Origin of the sequence: Mesorhizobium sp. LCM 4577, from assembly GCF_001854795.2 — a bacterium.
GTDB lineage: Bacteria > Pseudomonadota > Alphaproteobacteria > Rhizobiales > Rhizobiaceae > Mesorhizobium > Mesorhizobium plurifarium.
This window is the reverse complement of record NZ_MDDU01000055.1, coordinates 1-15,145: the sequence shown is the minus strand read 5'-3', so window position 1 is coordinate 15,145 and position 15,145 is coordinate 1. Positions and strand designations below refer to the sequence as shown.

At 63.1% G+C, this 15,145-nt stretch carries 20 protein-coding genes; 10 read left to right on the top strand and 10 right to left on the bottom strand.

Annotated features, from left to right (window positions below; all coding sequences use genetic code 11):
* The first annotated feature begins 90 nt into the window (after positions 1–90).
* Positions 91–1,149: a glycerophosphodiester phosphodiesterase family protein gene (locus LCM4577_RS31910; RefSeq protein ID WP_071074720.1), complete on the top strand. Its 1,059-nt coding sequence runs from the start codon at positions 91–93 to the stop codon at positions 1,147–1,149.
* Positions 1,150–1,348: 199 nt separating this feature from the next.
* On the opposite strand, the gene LCM4577_RS31905 is transcribed toward LCM4577_RS31910, so the two are convergent.
* Positions 1,349–2,221: an aldo/keto reductase family oxidoreductase gene (locus LCM4577_RS31905; RefSeq protein ID WP_071074719.1), complete on the bottom strand. Its 873-nt coding sequence runs from the start codon at positions 2,219–2,221 to the stop codon at positions 1,349–1,351.
* A gap of 95 nt (positions 2,222–2,316) precedes the next feature.
* Between LCM4577_RS31905 and LCM4577_RS31900 the strand changes: the two genes are divergently transcribed.
* Entirely contained in the window at positions 2,317–3,225 is a 909-nt protein-coding gene (locus LCM4577_RS31900; RefSeq protein WP_071036165.1) for a LysR family transcriptional regulator, read from the top strand.
* A 122-nt stretch (positions 3,226–3,347) separates the two neighbouring features.
* Here the strand turns inward: LCM4577_RS31900 and rpsI are convergent, their stop codons facing one another.
* The 5 genes from rpsI to LCM4577_RS31875 all read right to left on the bottom strand — a co-directional run bounded on the left by rpsI (position 3,348) and on the right by LCM4577_RS31875 (position 5,659).
* Positions 3,348–3,818, bottom strand: a complete 471-nt coding sequence (gene rpsI, locus LCM4577_RS31895; RefSeq protein WP_071036164.1) for a 30S ribosomal protein S9 — start codon at positions 3,816–3,818, stop codon at positions 3,348–3,350.
* On the bottom strand, positions 3,818–4,282 hold the full coding sequence (rplM, locus tag LCM4577_RS31890) for a 50S ribosomal protein L13 (RefSeq protein WP_040983169.1): 465 nt from the start codon (positions 4,280–4,282) through the stop codon (positions 3,818–3,820). Before rplM ends, rpsI begins: the two co-directional genes overlap by 1 nt.
* Positions 4,283–4,552: 270 nt before the next feature.
* Positions 4,553–4,951, bottom strand: a complete 399-nt coding sequence (locus tag LCM4577_RS31885) for a type II toxin-antitoxin system HicB family antitoxin (protein ID WP_071074718.1) — start codon at positions 4,949–4,951, stop codon at positions 4,553–4,555.
* A 31-nt stretch (positions 4,952–4,982) separates the two neighbouring features.
* On the bottom strand, positions 4,983–5,168 hold the full coding sequence (locus LCM4577_RS31880; RefSeq protein WP_071074843.1) for a type II toxin-antitoxin system HicA family toxin: 186 nt from the start codon (positions 5,166–5,168) through the stop codon (positions 4,983–4,985).
* 44 nt (positions 5,169–5,212) lie between these two features.
* Entirely contained in the window at positions 5,213–5,659 is a 447-nt protein-coding gene (locus LCM4577_RS31875) for a PaaI family thioesterase (protein WP_071074717.1), read from the bottom strand.
* A 151-nt stretch (positions 5,660–5,810) separates the two neighbouring features.
* Between LCM4577_RS31875 and LCM4577_RS31870 the strand changes: the two genes are divergently transcribed.
* The 6 genes from LCM4577_RS31870 to LCM4577_RS31845 all read left to right on the top strand — a co-directional run bounded on the left by LCM4577_RS31870 (position 5,811) and on the right by LCM4577_RS31845 (position 10,526).
* Positions 5,811–6,632 carry an enoyl-CoA hydratase gene (locus LCM4577_RS31870; protein ID WP_071074716.1) on the top strand — a complete coding sequence of 274 codons (822 nt, stop codon included), beginning with the start codon at positions 5,811–5,813 and terminating at the stop codon, positions 6,630–6,632.
* A gap of 41 nt (positions 6,633–6,673) precedes the next feature.
* Positions 6,674–7,456: an AAA family ATPase gene (locus LCM4577_RS31865; RefSeq protein WP_071074715.1), complete on the top strand. Its 783-nt coding sequence runs from the start codon at positions 6,674–6,676 to the stop codon at positions 7,454–7,456.
* Between the two features lie 178 nt (positions 7,457–7,634).
* The gene (locus tag LCM4577_RS31860) at positions 7,635–8,222 is read left to right on the top strand and encodes a GNAT family N-acetyltransferase (protein ID WP_244508487.1); all 588 of its coding nucleotides are present in this window, start codon (positions 7,635–7,637) and stop codon (positions 8,220–8,222) included.
* Positions 8,219–8,740 carry a CoA-binding protein gene (locus tag LCM4577_RS31855; protein ID WP_041008551.1) on the top strand — a complete coding sequence of 174 codons (522 nt, stop codon included), beginning with the start codon at positions 8,219–8,221 and terminating at the stop codon, positions 8,738–8,740. The genes LCM4577_RS31860 and LCM4577_RS31855 overlap by 4 nt, the downstream gene beginning before the upstream one ends.
* A gap of 159 nt (positions 8,741–8,899) precedes the next feature.
* Positions 8,900–10,180, top strand: a complete 1,281-nt coding sequence (locus LCM4577_RS31850) for an O-acetylhomoserine aminocarboxypropyltransferase (protein ID WP_040983156.1) — start codon at positions 8,900–8,902, stop codon at positions 10,178–10,180.
* 1 nt (position 10,181) lies between these two features.
* Positions 10,182–10,526, top strand: coding sequence for a cupin domain-containing protein (locus LCM4577_RS31845; protein ID WP_071074713.1), 345 nt, complete (start codon positions 10,182–10,184; stop codon positions 10,524–10,526).
* Between the two features lie 269 nt (positions 10,527–10,795).
* On the opposite strand, the gene LCM4577_RS31840 is transcribed toward LCM4577_RS31845, so the two are convergent.
* Together LCM4577_RS31840 and LCM4577_RS31835 are read right to left on the bottom strand one after the other, a co-directional pair.
* Complete coding sequence (locus LCM4577_RS31840) at positions 10,796–12,034, bottom strand: cytochrome P450 (protein ID WP_071074712.1); 1,239 nt, start codon at positions 12,032–12,034, stop codon at positions 10,796–10,798.
* A gap of 133 nt (positions 12,035–12,167) precedes the next feature.
* Entirely contained in the window at positions 12,168–12,896 is a 729-nt protein-coding gene (locus tag LCM4577_RS31835) for a hypothetical protein (RefSeq protein WP_071074711.1), read from the bottom strand.
* 110 nt (positions 12,897–13,006) lie between these two features.
* Between LCM4577_RS31835 and LCM4577_RS31830 the strand changes: the two genes are divergently transcribed.
* Together LCM4577_RS31830 and LCM4577_RS31825 are read left to right on the top strand one after the other, a co-directional pair.
* Positions 13,007–13,351: a DUF6949 family protein gene (locus LCM4577_RS31830; protein ID WP_071074710.1), complete on the top strand. Its 345-nt coding sequence runs from the start codon at positions 13,007–13,009 to the stop codon at positions 13,349–13,351.
* Positions 13,352–13,370: 19 nt separating this feature from the next.
* A complete protein-coding gene (locus LCM4577_RS31825; protein ID WP_040983146.1) occupies positions 13,371–13,898 on the top strand; it encodes a gamma carbonic anhydrase family protein in 528 nt (175 codons plus the stop codon).
* Positions 13,899–13,918: 20 nt separating this feature from the next.
* On the opposite strand, the gene LCM4577_RS31820 is transcribed toward LCM4577_RS31825, so the two are convergent.
* Both LCM4577_RS31820 and LCM4577_RS31815 read right to left on the bottom strand, forming a co-directional pair.
* Positions 13,919–14,470, bottom strand: coding sequence for an ankyrin repeat domain-containing protein (locus LCM4577_RS31820; protein WP_071036176.1), 552 nt, complete (start codon positions 14,468–14,470; stop codon positions 13,919–13,921).
* Between the two features lie 69 nt (positions 14,471–14,539).
* The coding region (locus LCM4577_RS31815) for an IS4 family transposase (RefSeq protein ID WP_116390236.1) at positions 14,540–15,145 on the bottom strand (606 nt) is incomplete at its 5' end.

Here is a 15,145-nt window from a genome sequence, read left to right as displayed (position 1 = left end):
TTGATGCGAAACAACTAGCCGGCTTCGTTCACTGCCCTGTCATGGGCATCGCCTAACCGGGGTTCCGACCCGGAACGGAGCGATTCCCCGATGCGAACACTCTGGCTGAGCCTTCTTCTGTCCGCCGCTTTTGCCGCCGTCTCTAGCCAAAGCTTAGCCGGCGAGACACGCGCCGCCCAAATCCTCGACCGCTTCGAGCACGCCAACCAATGGCGCGATCATGTGATGATCGCCGCGCATCGGGCCGGCAGCATGCAGGCGGGCAAAACGCTCTACGCCGAGAATTCGCTGGCCGCCGTCGAAGGATCGATCGCGATCGGCGCCGAGATCGTCGAGGTCGACGTCCGGCGCGCGAAAGATGGCGTATTCGTCATCATGCACGACAGCTGGCTCGACCGAACGACCACCTGCAAGGGCGAGGTTGTGAAATACACGCTGGCCGAGCTGAAGAAGTGCCGGCTGGTAATCGAGGGCACTGGTGCCGTCACCAACGAGACGGTGTCGACGCTGCACGAGATGCTGCTGAAGACAAGGGACAGGATCCTGATCAATCTCGACAACAAGCTGGAGGTCACGGACCTGCCGGGCATGATCGCAGAGGCGCGCGCCCTTGGCATGGCCGATCAGGTGATCGTCAAGGAGAACCTCTGGAACCGGCAGCGCATCGATGCAGCGGGCGCTGCGCTTGCCAAGGCCGGCAGTGGCTTTCAGTTCATGCCGATCCTCGCCGACGACGCCGTGCATGACGCCGTTTTCGCCGGCGAGGTCGATAAGGCGTTCGCGCCGCGCGCCATCGAATTGATCAACTGGCGCAACGGCGCCGAGACGCTGACGTCGACCGGCGGCCCCCTGTTCAGCAATCACATGCGGGCGGAAGCGGCCCGCGGCGACTGGCACCTCTGGGCCGACACCTACGCCATCATCCACAAGCCCGGCGGCTTCCTCGCCGGCGGCCGCGGCGACGAGCTTGCCGTCGCCGCCAGCCTGCCGCGCGAAGCCTGGGGTTTCTGGGTCGACCGCGGCGCGACGATCATCCAGACGGATGAGCCGAAGGCCGCGATCGAATGGCTGGCGGCGAATGGTTATAGGGTGCCGTACACGACGGACATCAAGCAGGCTGAGCCGGCGCATACGGCGAGTATTAACTAGCTGACGTCGGCGCTTCACCCCGCCCGGCGCTTCGCGCCGACCTCCCCATCGAGGGGAGGTAGAGCGTCGTGCCAACCTGCGTCGTTGCATGCCTGCGGCATCCTGAATGCTAAATCGGCGGTCGAGCATTAAGCGCGGCGCCCTACCTCCCCTCGATGGGGAGGTCGCGCCGCAGGCGCGGGCGGGGTGCTGCGCCGACCTACGCGGCCTTCGCCACGCCCTCCAGCTCCCGCAGCACATCCGACGACAGCTCCAGCTCGGCCGCAGCGAGATTCTCCCGCAGATGCGCGACCGACGAGGTGCCCGGAATAAGCAGGATGTTCGGTGACCGCTGCAGCAGCCACGCCAGCGCCACCTGCATCGGCGTCGCGCCAAGCCGTTCCGCGACCTCCGAGAGAGTCGAGGATTGCAACGGGCTGAAGCCGCCGAGCGGGAAGAACGGCACATAGGCGATGCTGTCGCGCGCCAGTTCATCGATCAGCGCGTCGTCGTCCCGGTGCGCCAGATTGTACTGGTTCTGCACGCAGACGATCTCGCAGATCTTGCGGCCTTCCGCGATCTGCGCGCGGGTGACGTTGCTCAAGCCGATATGGCGCACCAGGCCCTTGCGCTGAAGCTCGGCGAGCTTGGTGACCTGCGCCTCGATGGAGCCCTCCGCCGGGCCATGCACCCCGAACATGATGCGCAGATTGACGACATCCATCACCTCGAGGCCAAGGTTGCGAAGATTGTCGTGCACGGCCTGTTCGAGCTCATCGGCTGCGAAGGCCGGCAGCCAGGAGGCGTCTTCGCCACGACGGGCGCCGATCTTGGTGACGATGGTAAGGTCGTCAGGGTAGGGCGATAGCGCCTCGCGGATCAGCTTGTTGGTGACGTACGGACCATAATAGTCGCTGGTGTCGATATGGTTCACGCCTTGCGCTATCGCCTCGCGCAGCACGGCAATCGCCGCGTCATGGTCTTTCGGCGGCCCGAACACGCCTTTGCCGGCTAGCTGCATGGCGCCGTAGCCGAGACGGCGGATCGAGCGGTCGCCGAGTTTGTAGGTGCCGGATTTGTTTACGCTGGACATCGTGGTTCTCCTTCGCTGTCGACGACGGAGATAGGTCATGGCCGCTGTCCCGATAACCAGGTATAAGCAGCACGACTTGTGCGAAATTAAGAACAATGGCGACAGATCTCAACGATCTCAAGGCGTTCATGGCCGTGGCGCGCGCCGGCGGCTTTCGCGAGGGCGCCCGCGCCACGGCGGGCAGCGCGTCGGCGCTCAGTGAAGCCATCCGCAGACTGGAAACCCAGCTCGGTGTCAGGCTCTTCAACCGCACCACGCGCAGCGTCGCTTTGACCGAGGCTGGCGCCGGCCTGCTGGCGCGGCTCGGCCCTGCGCTGGGCGAGGTAGAGGCGGCGCTCGATGTGGTGAACGGCTTTCGCGACCGGCCAGCCGGAACCTTGCGGCTCAACGTGCCGATAAGCGCGTCGCGGTTGGTGCTGCCAAGAATCGTTCCGGGATTTCTGGCGGCCTATCCTGCCATTCGCCTGGAGGTGATTGCCGAGGAGAACTTTATCGATCTGCTGGTGGCCGGCTGCGATGCCGGCATCCGTTATGACGAGCGGCTGGAGCAGGACATGATCGCCGTGCCGATCGGGCCGCGCACGCAGCGCTTCACCACCTCCGCTGCGCCGGCCTACCTGGAACGGCATGGCCGACCGCAGCACCCGCGCGACCTGCTTGGCCATGCCTGCATACGCGGCCGCTTCCCGAGCGGGGTCATGACGCCCTGGGAGTTCGAGCGGGATGGCGAGGTGGTGCGGGTCGATACCACGGGACCATTGGTCGTCAGCATCGGTGGAGGCGTCGATCTTGCCGTCGATGCGGCGATCGCCGGCGTGGGCATTCTCTGGCTGTTCGAAGACTGGGTGCGCCCGCATTTCGAGAGCGGCGTGCTGGAACCTGTGCTGGAGCCGTGGTGGCAAAGCTTCTCGGGGCCGTTTCTCTACTATCCCGGGCGCCGCTTGGTGCCGGCGCCGCTGCGCGCCTTCATCGACTACATCAAATCGCCGGCTGGGCACTGGTAAGGGAAACAAAAAGGCCGCCCGGAGGCGGCCTTTCGAAAGCTTGGAACCCGCAATGCTTAGCGCTTCGAGAACTTGGCTCCAAGCGCCTATTAGCGCTTGGAGAACTTGGCCCCAAGCGCTTCTTAGCGCTTGGAGAACTGGAAAGAGCGGCGGGCCTTCGCCTTGCCGTACTTCTTGCGCTCGACCACGCGGCTGTCGCGGGCCAGGAAGCCGCCCTTCTTGAGCACCGAGCGCAGGCCCGGCTCATAGTAGGTCAGCGCCTTGGAGATGCCGTGACGCACGGCACCCGCCTGACCCGAGAGGCCGCCGCCGATGACGGTGGCGACGATGTCGTACTGGCCGGCGCGGTTGGCCGCGACGATCGGCTGGTTGAGGATCATCTGCAGCACCGGACGCGCGAAATAGCTCGCGAATTCCTTGTCGTTGACAGTGATCTTGCCGGAACCCGGCTTCACCCAGACGCGCGCGATGGCGTTCTTGCGCTTGCCGGTGGCATAGGCGCGGCCCGACTTGTCGAGCTTCTGGACATGCACGGGCGCGGCCGGCTGCGCGGCGACGGTGCCGAGTTCTGCGAGCGAGGAAAGCTCAGCCATTACGAAGCCCTCTTGTTCTTGGAGTTCAGCTTGGCCACGTCGAGCGTGACGGGCTGCTGGGCGGTGTGCGGATGCTCGGCGCCGGCGTAGACGCGGAGGTTCTTCATCTGGCGGCGGCCAAGCGGGCCGCGCGGGATCATGCGCTCGACGGCCTTCTCGACGACGCGCTCGGGGAAGCGGCCCTCGAGCAGCTGGCGCGCGGTGCGCTCCTTGATGCCGCCGGGATGGCCGGTGTGCCAGTAATAGACCTTGTCGGTGTACTTCTTGCCGGTGAACACCACCTTGTCGGCATTGATGACGATGACGTTGTCGCCATCATCGACATGCGGGGTGAAGGTGGGCTTGTGCTTGCCGCGCAGATGGTTGGCGATGACGGTGGCCAGACGACCGACGACGAGACCCTCGGCGTCGATCAGCACCCACTTCTTCACCACATCCGCAGGCTTCTGCGAAAAGGTAGCCATGGTTTTGCTCTCAGGTTGACCTTTCCTATCCAGGAGGGACAAGAGAAGGCGTTTCTTGTTGCTTGGATTGACGGGAAGCCGGAGCCACCCGCCAATAACAAAACGGCGGCCATTGCGGGCCGCTGCTTCGGGTCGGCTTATAGGCGAGGGTGCCTGACGCGTCAAGGCAATCGAAAATGCGTTCCGATGAATAAATATAGCAAAAACAGTACGTTGGTGAAGTGGTATTATTTTACCGCAAGCTTGACCAGCGCTGGATCCGCTTCGGGATTAGTGCTTGGCTTCGATTTCCTTGCGGGCTGCGCTTGAGAGAAACGCCGATCTGGTAATACCGCGCTCGCGCGCGGCGGCATCGATCGCGCGCAGGACACCGCGTTCGAACGTTACGTTCGCCCTGACCACGGCACTATCATTGTCGATCAGCGGCACCGAGACCAGATATGCTCCTTCCGACAGCGCGGCACGGATTTCGGGAAGCGATACAATCGCCTCATGGCTGGATGGTTCAGGGACGGACATATCCTCGGCCCAAAGCTGCAGAGCCTCGACGGCATTCGGCACGATATCCTCCGGCACGTCGGCCGCCGAAAAACAGCCCGGAATGTCGGGAAAGCGAATACCAAACGCGCTGTCGGCATCCTTCTCGACCAGCGCGAAATAGCTCTTCATTGCACCCTCCTGATTGCGCACGAATTCTGGTCTAGCGAATCCAGCCAGCCTGCTTGGCGATCGCGCGAGCGGTGCCGACTGGCAGGTCCTTCTCCGGGTGAGGAACGATAAGCACGATAGCGCCTTTTCGGAATTTGTGATGCGAGCCTCGAACCGAGACCAATTCGAAGCCATCGTCCTTCAACCGCTTTATGATGCGGCGACTGTCACGCTTGATCAAATGTCACCTATGCGCACATATATACACATTGCGTTGCGACTTCAAGGCTTCTTCGGGATCGAGTAGGTCCCCGTGGCATGCGCCACAGTGTGCCCATCGGGACCTGCGACGATGTCGATGTCGAACACCATCAGGCTCTTGCCGAGCTTCAGGATGCGGCAATGGCCGTCGATCGGACCGGCCTCGGCCTTGCGCATGAAGTTGATGTCGAGGTTGACCGTCACCGAAAGCGCGTCCGGTCCGGCATGGCTGAGCACGCAGACATAACCACCGATGTCGGCCAGCGTGAACAGCGACGGGCCGGATACCGTTCCGCCGGGACGCAGATGCCTCTCATCAGCGTTGAGGCGCACCGTGCAGCCTCCGGGAAACACCTCAATCGCCTCGTAGGAGGTGAAGTTGTCGTTGAGCTGCGGATAGACGCTCGCCATCAGCGCATTGACTTCGGCCGCGTTGAGCATTGGCTTCAGATCGCTTTGGGCGGGCATGGGCAACGTCCTATATGAATGGCAGGCTCCGGGCGGTATGCCTGGACCAAACGGTGCGACGGAGAAAACACGTCTCGCGGCTGTTCTTCAACCGGCAGCGTGCTAGTTCTGTTGCTCCATGCGCCGCGCGCGCTGACCCGAAAGGTTGGACATGGCAGAAGTCGTCGCCATCAAGCCCGCCGTCGCCGACGGCCCCGTTCTTGTCAGCCAGGACAAGGGCATCCTGCGCCTCACACTCGCCAGTCCGCCGGCCAATGCGCTGTCGCTGGCGACGATGGCGGCGATGCAGGCCGAGTTCGATCGCGTGAAGACCGATAAATCCGTGCGCGTGATCATCCTGGCGGCGTCGGGAAAAGTGTTCTGCGCCGGTCACGACCTCAAGGAAATGACAGCGCACCGCGCCGAAGCGGACCGCGGCAAGGCATTCTTCGAAAAGACCTTCGCGGCCTGCGCGATGCTCATGCAGACCATCGTGCGCCACCCGAAGCCGGTGATCGCCGAAGTCGACGGCCTGGCGACTGCCGCCGGTCTCCAACTGGTCGCCAGCTGCGACCTCGCCATCGCTTCGCATGAGGCCAGCTTCTGCACCCCGGGCGTGAACATCGGTCTGTTCTGCTCGACGCCAATGGTGGCACTGTCGCGCAACGTCTCGCGCAAGCAGGCGATGGAGATGCTGCTCACCGGCGAGACGATCGACGCCGCGACCGCCAAGGAATTCGGTCTAGTCAATCGTATCGTGCCGCGCGAATATCTCAATCAGGTCGTCAGCAAATACGCGCAAACTATTGCTTCGAAATCATCTTTGGTGGTCAAGACCGGCAAGGAAGCCTTCTACGCCCAGGCCGAAATGGGGCTGGCCGACGCCTATGCCTATACCGGCCGCGTGATGGTCGAGAACATGCTGGCGCGCGACGCCGAGGAGGGCATCGGCGCCTTCATCGGCAAGCGCAAGCCGGAATGGACCGACGAATAATTTTTCCGGATGCCGCGCATTTCTATCGCTGAAGGTTCGACGTGGCTGCCCGCAAGCAACTGACACGGCTCAAGGCGCCCTATCTCAAGCGCATCCTGCTTGAGCCGTCGCGCGTTGCCGACTGGGACCAATATCCCTGGAGCCTGCCGATCTTCCGCGACCGCGAATTCGAGTTCGAATTCGCCTCGGCCATCACCATCATCGTCGGCGAGAACGGCACCGGTAAATCGACGCTGCTGGAAGCGATCGGAGCATTGGCAGGTTATGACGAGGCGGGCGGCGGCAAGGGTTATCGTCCGGTAGATCATTCCATCGCCATCGACAAAAGCGGGGCGGCGCTTGCAGACACGCTGCGCGGCCATTGGCTGCCGAAAGTCACCGCAGGCTGGTTCTTCCGCGCTGAATCGTTCTACTCGGTCGCGCGCTACCTCGATAAGGTTGCGCTCGAAGATCCGTTCAAGCCGCCGCCGCCCGATTTCCTGTCGTGGTCGCATGGCGAGGGCTTCATCCGCTTCTTCGAGGAGCGCTGCCGCCGCCAAGGCATCTACATTCTCGACGAGCCCGAAAGCGCGCTGTCGCCGACGCGTCAGATAGAACTGCTCAAACTACTTCAGCGCATGGAGCAATCCGGCATCGCACAGGTCATCATGGCGACGCATTCGCCGCTGCTGATGGCTTGCCCGAATGCGGGGCTCTTCCGCATCAGCCGCTTCGGCCTCGACCCGATCGATTTTCAGGACACCGATCATTTTCGCATGATGCGCGACTTCTGCAGCGACCCACAGATGTTTATGGAGGAGGCGCTGCGGGACGACGATGAGTAGCGGTGGGCGCGTGAACCGGGAAGATCTCAGTTGGGAAGTGGAAGAAGCCTGTCGCGAGGCGTGGCCTGCCGCGCTTGAGACCGTGGCTCTGGGATGGATGCTTCGCCGCACAGGTGGGCGGATAAGGCGGCCGAATTCCGCCAACCCCTTGCGTGGCCGGCGCGGCGCGCCTGAGCGAGTGATCGACGCCGCCGAGGCGTTCTACGCCGGTCATGGCCAGGCCCCGCTGTTTCGCGTTCCCGACATCGCGCCAGAACTGGAACTCGAACTCGACCGTCGGGATTACAGCCGGGAAGGCGGTACGATACACCTCCATGCCGAGATCGACGCGCTTGAAGGAAACAGCGATGGCGACATCACGGTCTCGGCAGCGCCAAGCGAGCGCTGGTTCGAGGCGCGCTTCCGTACCGGCGGCTACGACGATGCGGAGCGCCGCATCTTTCGCCATATGACGAGCTTGATCGTGGGCGACAGGGCATTCGTGTCGTGCGAGCGTGATGGCCAAATCGCGGCCTTTGCCTTCGGCGTCATCCGCAACGGGCTGCTTGTCGTCGAGGCGGTTGAAACCGACGCCGGATTCCGGCAGCAAGGGCTCGGCCGCAGGACGGTCGGCGGTCTGATCGGCTGGGCCAGGCGAGCGGGCGCGAAGGCCGGCTGCCTGCAGGTGGTTGCCGACAACGCGCCCGCACGCGCGCTCTACGCTTCGCTCGGCTTCAACCGCGAGCTCTATCGCTACCATTACCGCAGGAAGACCATCGCAGCATGAATCACGATAGCTACGACAACGCCTATATCGCCGGCATTTTGAACTCGGTGAGGACGATCGCCATGGTCGGTGCTTCGCCCAACGACGTGCGGCCGAGCTATTTCGTGCTGAAATACCTTTTGGCCAAAGGCTTTTCGGTGCTGCCGATCAATCCAGGTCATGCCGGCAAGCAGATCCTCGGACAGACGGTCTATGCAAGCCTCGCCGATCTGCCGCACCCGGTCGACATGGTCGACATTTTTCGCGGGTCCGCGGCGGTGCCCGGCATCATCGACCAGGTGCTGAAGCTCGATCCGCTGCCCAAGGTCGTCTGGATGCAGCTTGGCGTGCGCCATGACGAGGCCGCTGCCAGCGCCGAGGCGGCCGGCATCAAGGTGGTGATGAACCGCTGCCCGAAAATCGAATACGGCAAGCTGTCGGGCGAGATCGGCTGGACTGGCGTCAACTCCGGCGTGCTGTCGTCGAAGAAGCCTTTGATGAGGCAGGGCTTCCAGAGCTTCGGTGTACGGCAGAAATAGGCTGGCCGCGCTTCGCGCAAAATTATTCCGGGAAGAAATGTATTTTTCCGGGCGTTCGTCGCAGATCGCGCCCCGAAAGGTATTTTCTTCTTTGCATTCCAACTCGGGCTTCGCCAAGAATGCCCGGCGATTTCGAAAGATCAGGAGAGGTAGGTTTCGATGACCCGTACGCCCGGTTTCAACACTTTAGCCGTTCATGCCGGCGCAAAGCCGGATCCGGCAACCGGCGCCCGCGCCACGCCGATCTACCAGACCACCTCCTTTGTCTTCGATGATGCCGACCATGCCGCCTCGCTGTTCGGGCTGAAGGCATTCGGCAACATCTACACCCGCATCATGAATCCGACGCAGGCGGTGCTCGAGGAGCGCCTTGCCGCGCTGGAAGGCGGCACCGCCGCGCTTGCCGTCGCCTCCGGCCATGCCGCTCAGGTGCTGGTCTTCCACAATCTGATGCAGCCCGGCGACAATTTCATCGCCGCCAACAAGCTTTATGGCGGCTCGATCAACCAGTTCGGACATGCTTTCAAGAACTTCGGCTGGGAAGTGCGTTGGGCTGAGGCGAATGACCCGGCGACCTTCGAAAGCCTGATCGATGACAGGACCAAGGCCATCTTCATCGAAAGCCTCGCCAATCCGGGCGGCATCTTCGTCGACATCGAGAAGATCGGCGACATCGCCCGCAAGCACGGCCTGCCGCTGATCGTCGACAACACGCTGGCCTCGCCCTATCTGGTGCGGCCGATCGAGCACGGCGCCGACATCGTCGTCCATTCGCTGACCAAATTCATCGGCGGCCACGGCAATTCGATCGGCGGCGCCATCATCGATGGCGGTACCTTCGACTGGTCGAAGTCGGGCAAATACCCGATGCTGTCGGAGCCGCGGCCTGAATATGGCGGCCTCGTCCTGCACGAGACCTTCGGCAACTTCGCCTTCGCCATTGCCGCGCGCGTGCTCGGTCTGCGCGACATCGGCCCGGCCATCTCACCCTTCAATGCTTTCCTGATACTGACCGGGCTGGAGACCTTGCCGCTGCGCATGCAGCGTCATTGCGACAACGCGGCGAGCGTCGCGGGCTGGCTCTCCAACCATCCCAAGGTCGCCTGGGTGAATTATCCCGGCCTGCCGGGCGACAAGAACAATGCACTGCAGAAGAAATATTCGCCGCAGGGCGCGGGAGCGGTCTTCACCTTCGGCCTCAAGGGCGGCTATGAGGCCGGCGTCAAGTTCGTCGAGGGGCTGGAACTGTTCTCCCATCTCGCCAATGTCGGCGACACCAAATCGCTGGTCATCCATCCGGCCTCGACCACGCACCGACAGCTGTCCGACGAGCAGAAGGTCAAGGCCGGCGCCGGGCCGGATACGGTGCGGCTGTCGATCGGCATCGAGGACGTCAACGATATCGTCGCCGATCTCGAACAGGCGCTCGGCAAGGTCTGATATGCCGGCCTTCCTCGCGGTCAATATCGACAGCGTCGAACCGGAGGCCGGCGCGCCGGCCCCGGATCGCGTGCTGTCGGGCGATCCGAAATTCCGGACCTGGAATGTCGAGGAGCGCGACGGCGGCCTCTATGCCGGCATCTGGGAAGCGTCGCCGGGCAAATGGCGCATCTCTTACGACGAATGGGAGTTCTGCCACATCCTGTCCGGCGTGTCGGTGATCGCCGAGGACGGCGGCGAGGCGCGCACCGTGCGGGCCGGCGACAGTTTCGTGCTAAGGCCGGGCTTCAACGGCACCTGGGAGGTGCTGGAGACGACGCGCAAGGAATATGTAATCAAGCTTTGATTGCGCTCTTTGATTGCGCTTCTTGTAGCGGGCTCTTCTTGCGTTGGAGATTGGGCAGAACGCCCATCGCGTGGTCATTGTATGGCGGAGCAAGGAGCGAAGCGACGCGCGCAGACCATAGAATCCATTCCGTGACATTGAGGCCGCTGCCACGGTGCAGAATTCTGCTCCGCTGCATCCTTCGGCCAAGGTCACGGAATGGATCCTCGGGTCTTCGCTCCGCTTTGCGTCGCTACACCCAAGGATGACGAAGTCGCGTGGGCCTCGGCTCAAAACGCGACCGCAACCCGTTCCAACCCGTGGAAATGGTAAGTGTCGCGGAAACGCGGCGCCTCCGCTAGGCGTAGATCCGGCAGCTGGTCGAACAGCGTCTTCAGCGACACTTGCAGCTCCAGCCTGGCCAGTGGCGCGCCGATGCAGAAATGGATACCGGCGCCGAAGGAGACGTTTTTCTGGTCGGTGCGGGCCGGGTTGAAAGCATCAGGTTCGGCAAAGGCCAAGGGATCGTGGTTGGCCATGCCGAGCAGCAGCGCCACTATCTCCCCGGGTTTGATTAGGATTCCCGGCGAAATTTCGATCTCCTCATAGGCATAGCGCAGGAACATGTGCAGCGGCGCATCGTAGCGCAGGCATTCCTCGACCGCCGCGACGTTTTTCTCCGGCGTCTCGAAGAACCGCCGCGGGTCGCCGCCTTGCGCGAGGATCGAGCGCACCGCATTGCCGGTCTGGTGCACGGTTGCTTCATGGCCGGCATTGAGGAGCAGGATGGCCGAGGACACCAGCTCGTCTTCCGACAGCTTCTGGCCGTTGTCCTGCGCCTCGATCAAGAGCGACAGCAGATCTTCGCCCGGCTTCTTGCGGCGCTCGCCGATATAGCCGCGCAAGAAGTCGGAAAAGTCGCGCGCGGCGCGGTTGGCCGCGTCCTCGGTCTCGCGCGTGCGGCCATGCATGTACATGGCGACCATCTGATGCGACCAGTCGAGCAATTGCGGCCCCATCTCGACCGGCACGCCGAGCATCTCCGCGATGATGGTGATCGGCAAGGGCGAGGCATAAGCGGGCAGAAGGTCGACGCCTTCTGGCTCGAAGCGGTCGATCAATTCGTTGGCCAGCACCTCGATGCGCGGTCTGAGCCGCTCGACCTGGCGCGAGACAAAGGCGCGGTTGACCAGCGTTCTGAGCCGCGTATGCACCGGCGGCTCGAGCTCCAGCATGGAATTGGCCTCGATCGCGTCGAAGGCCGTAAGATGCGAGCGGTCGTCGCCGACGCCCCGGCTGTCGGGAATCCCCGCCGGATTCTGCCGCCCGAAACGGCGGTCGCGCAGCAACCGATTCACATCGTCGAAGCCGCCAAAGCACCAGAAGCCGTAGTCTTCCCAAAAGAAGGCGTTCGCGGCGCCATGCAGGAAGGCGTAGGCCTCATAGGGGTTCTGCACGAAGGCCGGCTCATGCGGGTCGAGCCGCAGGCGGCGACTGGTCGGGTCGAAGGCGAGATAGGCTGGTGTCATGGCTGACCATTAGCGCGCCTTGTCAGTCCGATGCCAGTCGGTATCTTGAGGCCGAAGCGTTGAGCCAGACTGACGATCGAAGCGCCGGCTGCGCGCCGAAATGATCTAGTTGGATAGCCACTAGCCGCCAGCGTCAGTGCCCAGTCTTCAGGATGCTCGCGACCTTCGCCGCAATCGCCGCGTCGAGCGCCGGCCAGTTCGCCAGCAGCTCGCGTGGAAAACGGTAGGTGAGGCTGAGATCGTCGCCGACCTGGATGTCGCGCTCGCAAGGCGCCAGCGATTCCTCCGCGCTCGGCCCGCTCAGGCAGCGGGCGACGAACGGATCCCTGCCGGGACGTTCGGCGACGGCCAGCACCTCGTTGATATAGCCTGATTTTTCCGTGAAGGCGTAAACCGTCGTGCCGCCTGGGCCGGGCGTGCCCGGCTTTTCGATCAGGGCGCTGTAGATCGGCGCGAAGCGGCCGCTCATGTCGCGCGACATCATCCGCGGTTCGAACGACAGGAAGATGATCTTCCTGGTCGTCGTGTGGTTGAAGTCGTCGCGCGCGGCCGTGCTGTAGCCGTCCATCTCGGGATAGCGCAGATAGAGATCGAGCCGCGAGGCGATGCCGTCGCGCCGGGCCTGGTCGAAGCGGATGAAGTTTGCCGGCACGCTGATGAGATTGTTGCCCATGACGATCTGGCGCACCGTCGTATCGTCCGTATAGCCGGCCATGGCGATCGACCGTCCAAGCCATTTGCCGCCGACGCTGATCGCAACCGAAAGCAGCGCCAGCGCCGCGAAAATATAGAAGACCCGCTTCATCAAGGTCGAATCGACGACCTCGAAGTCCGGACTCTCGGCGACATTTGCCTGTCTCATTCGCTCTTTCCCGATCCGCCCGCCTGTCCTTCGGCGGCACAACCGGCGCGGCATGGCTCTTGCAGCGCATTGGCACGACTGTGCGTTTTCATGGTAAACGGTTGGTAAACATGGATCCCGTTGTGCTTGTTCTTTACGCGTTTGCGGTTGGCGTCACGGCTTGCGGACTGGTCGGATCGGCCATGGAACTGTTGTCCGGCCGGCGCCTGGCCTTTGCCGAACCCTATGTTTCGCCGGTCCATATCCTGCGTTCGCTTGCGGCAACGGCCTGCGCCGGACCGTTCATGCTCACCAACGAGGCCTTGGCCGCCCGCCGCGAGGGCCGCATCGGCACGATGGCGCTGTTGTCCTGCGGTTGCACGGCCATCGCCTGGGCGCTGGCGCTCGGCGTCGTGCTCATCGCCATTGCATCCTGGGCGACCGAGAACTTAGGGTCCTTCGAATTTGCTGGTTGAGACGATTCGGAGACGAACAATGCCGGTCTATGCTATCGATGGGAAAGCGCCCGAGTTCGAGGACGCCGATACGAACTGGATTGCGCCGGACGCCACGCTGATCGGCAACATCCGGATCGGCCGCAATGTCGGCTTCTGGTTCGGTGTCGTGATCCGCGGCGACGGCGAGCCCATCACGATCGGCGCCGACACCAATGTGCAGGAACACACGATCATGCACACCGATCCGGGCTTTCCGCTGACCATCGGCAAAGGCTGCACGATCGGCCACAGGGCGCTGCTGCACGGCTGCACGGTCGGCGACAACAGCCTGATCGGCATGGGCGCCATCGTTCTGAACGGCGCCAGGATCGGCAACAATTCGCTTGTCGGCGCCGGCGCGCTGGTGACGGAAAACAAGGTGTTTCCGGACAATTCGCTGATCGTCGGCTCGCCGGCCAAGGTGATCAGGACACTGGACGAAGCGGCGATCGAGCGGCTGCGCGTCTCGGCCGCGCACTACGTGGCCAACGCAAAACGCTTCAAGGCCAAGCTCAAGGCTGTGTGACGGCGGCGGACAGCCATCCATCATAGACGGCGATTGTTCAGCGCTTCGCGCAGCAGAAAGACGCCGGCTTCGAAGCCGGCCTGCTCGGCGCCTTCCAGTGCCGTTTCATAGTCGTCGATGCGGGTTCTCAGCGACGGGTCCGCGCCCGCCAGCAGCAGCAGACGGATCGCCTCGGCGTCGCGCCGTGACACCGCATAGTGCAGCGGCGTCCAGTCGTTCACGCCGCGCATATCCGGATCGGCGCCATGCTCGAGCAGGATGTGGACGACATCCAGCCGGTCCGGTCGTTCCGTCGACAATGCGGCAATGATCGAAGGAAAGCCGGCCAGATCTTCATAGTTCGGGTTCGAGCCGGCATCGAGAAGCGCGGTGATGAACGGGGCCGGGCTCCAATAGATCGCATATTCCAGCGGATGGCCGAGGCCGAGCTCGAACGGCATCCGCTCGTCGAACCAGCGCGCCGCGCCGCCAAGGGCGACGCCCAGGGCCGCGAAATCTCCGGCCTTGAAGGCTTCGTCTATGGCCTTGAACAACAGGTGGCGGGCGCCGCGATCCTCAGGGATTTCCAGCATCGCCTTCATCCGCAATGAAAGATCTATATTGCTCCCATCCGCCACGCTCGCAGGGCTGTCCGGGGAAAGTTAGACATAGGCGAGGCTCATCTGATCGGGAGAGCAACGGGAGTGCCTTCGACTTGGATTGACGGGCGGCGGTTTGTCGATGGCGGCGATGTGGCGCCGCTCGAAGAGGCATCGTGTCACCAGGTCGGTAAAGCGCAGGATCGGCAKWGCRACGCGATATGCTCGCGCTGCGATGCGCAACAGCGCGTAGGCGATCATGGCGGCGAAGAGYTGCAGGCGGATGGCGTTGTCGTTGTTGCCGAGGAACTTGCGGATCTTGAGATGCTGCTTGATCCAGCGGAACAGAAGCTCGATCTGCCAGCGGCCYTTGTAGAGGGCTGCTATGTCGACGGCCGAGCGTTCGAGGTCGTTGGTCAGCAGCGTGATGGTGTCGCCTTCGTTTCGCTTCACGATGATGCGGCGTAAGCGGATCGGCAGCTTGGAATCGCCCTTGCTGGCAAAGCTCACCTCGGCATCCTCAAGCACGGTGAAGCCATCGCCGTGCATGGTTGCGATGGCACGCTCGCCCACCAGCTTGAGCCCCATGTTGGATTTGGGCCGGGTAATGAAGGAGGCTCGTGCCGCAGCGATCGCCGTCCACCAGCCGTAGTGGCAGTAGCCCTTGTC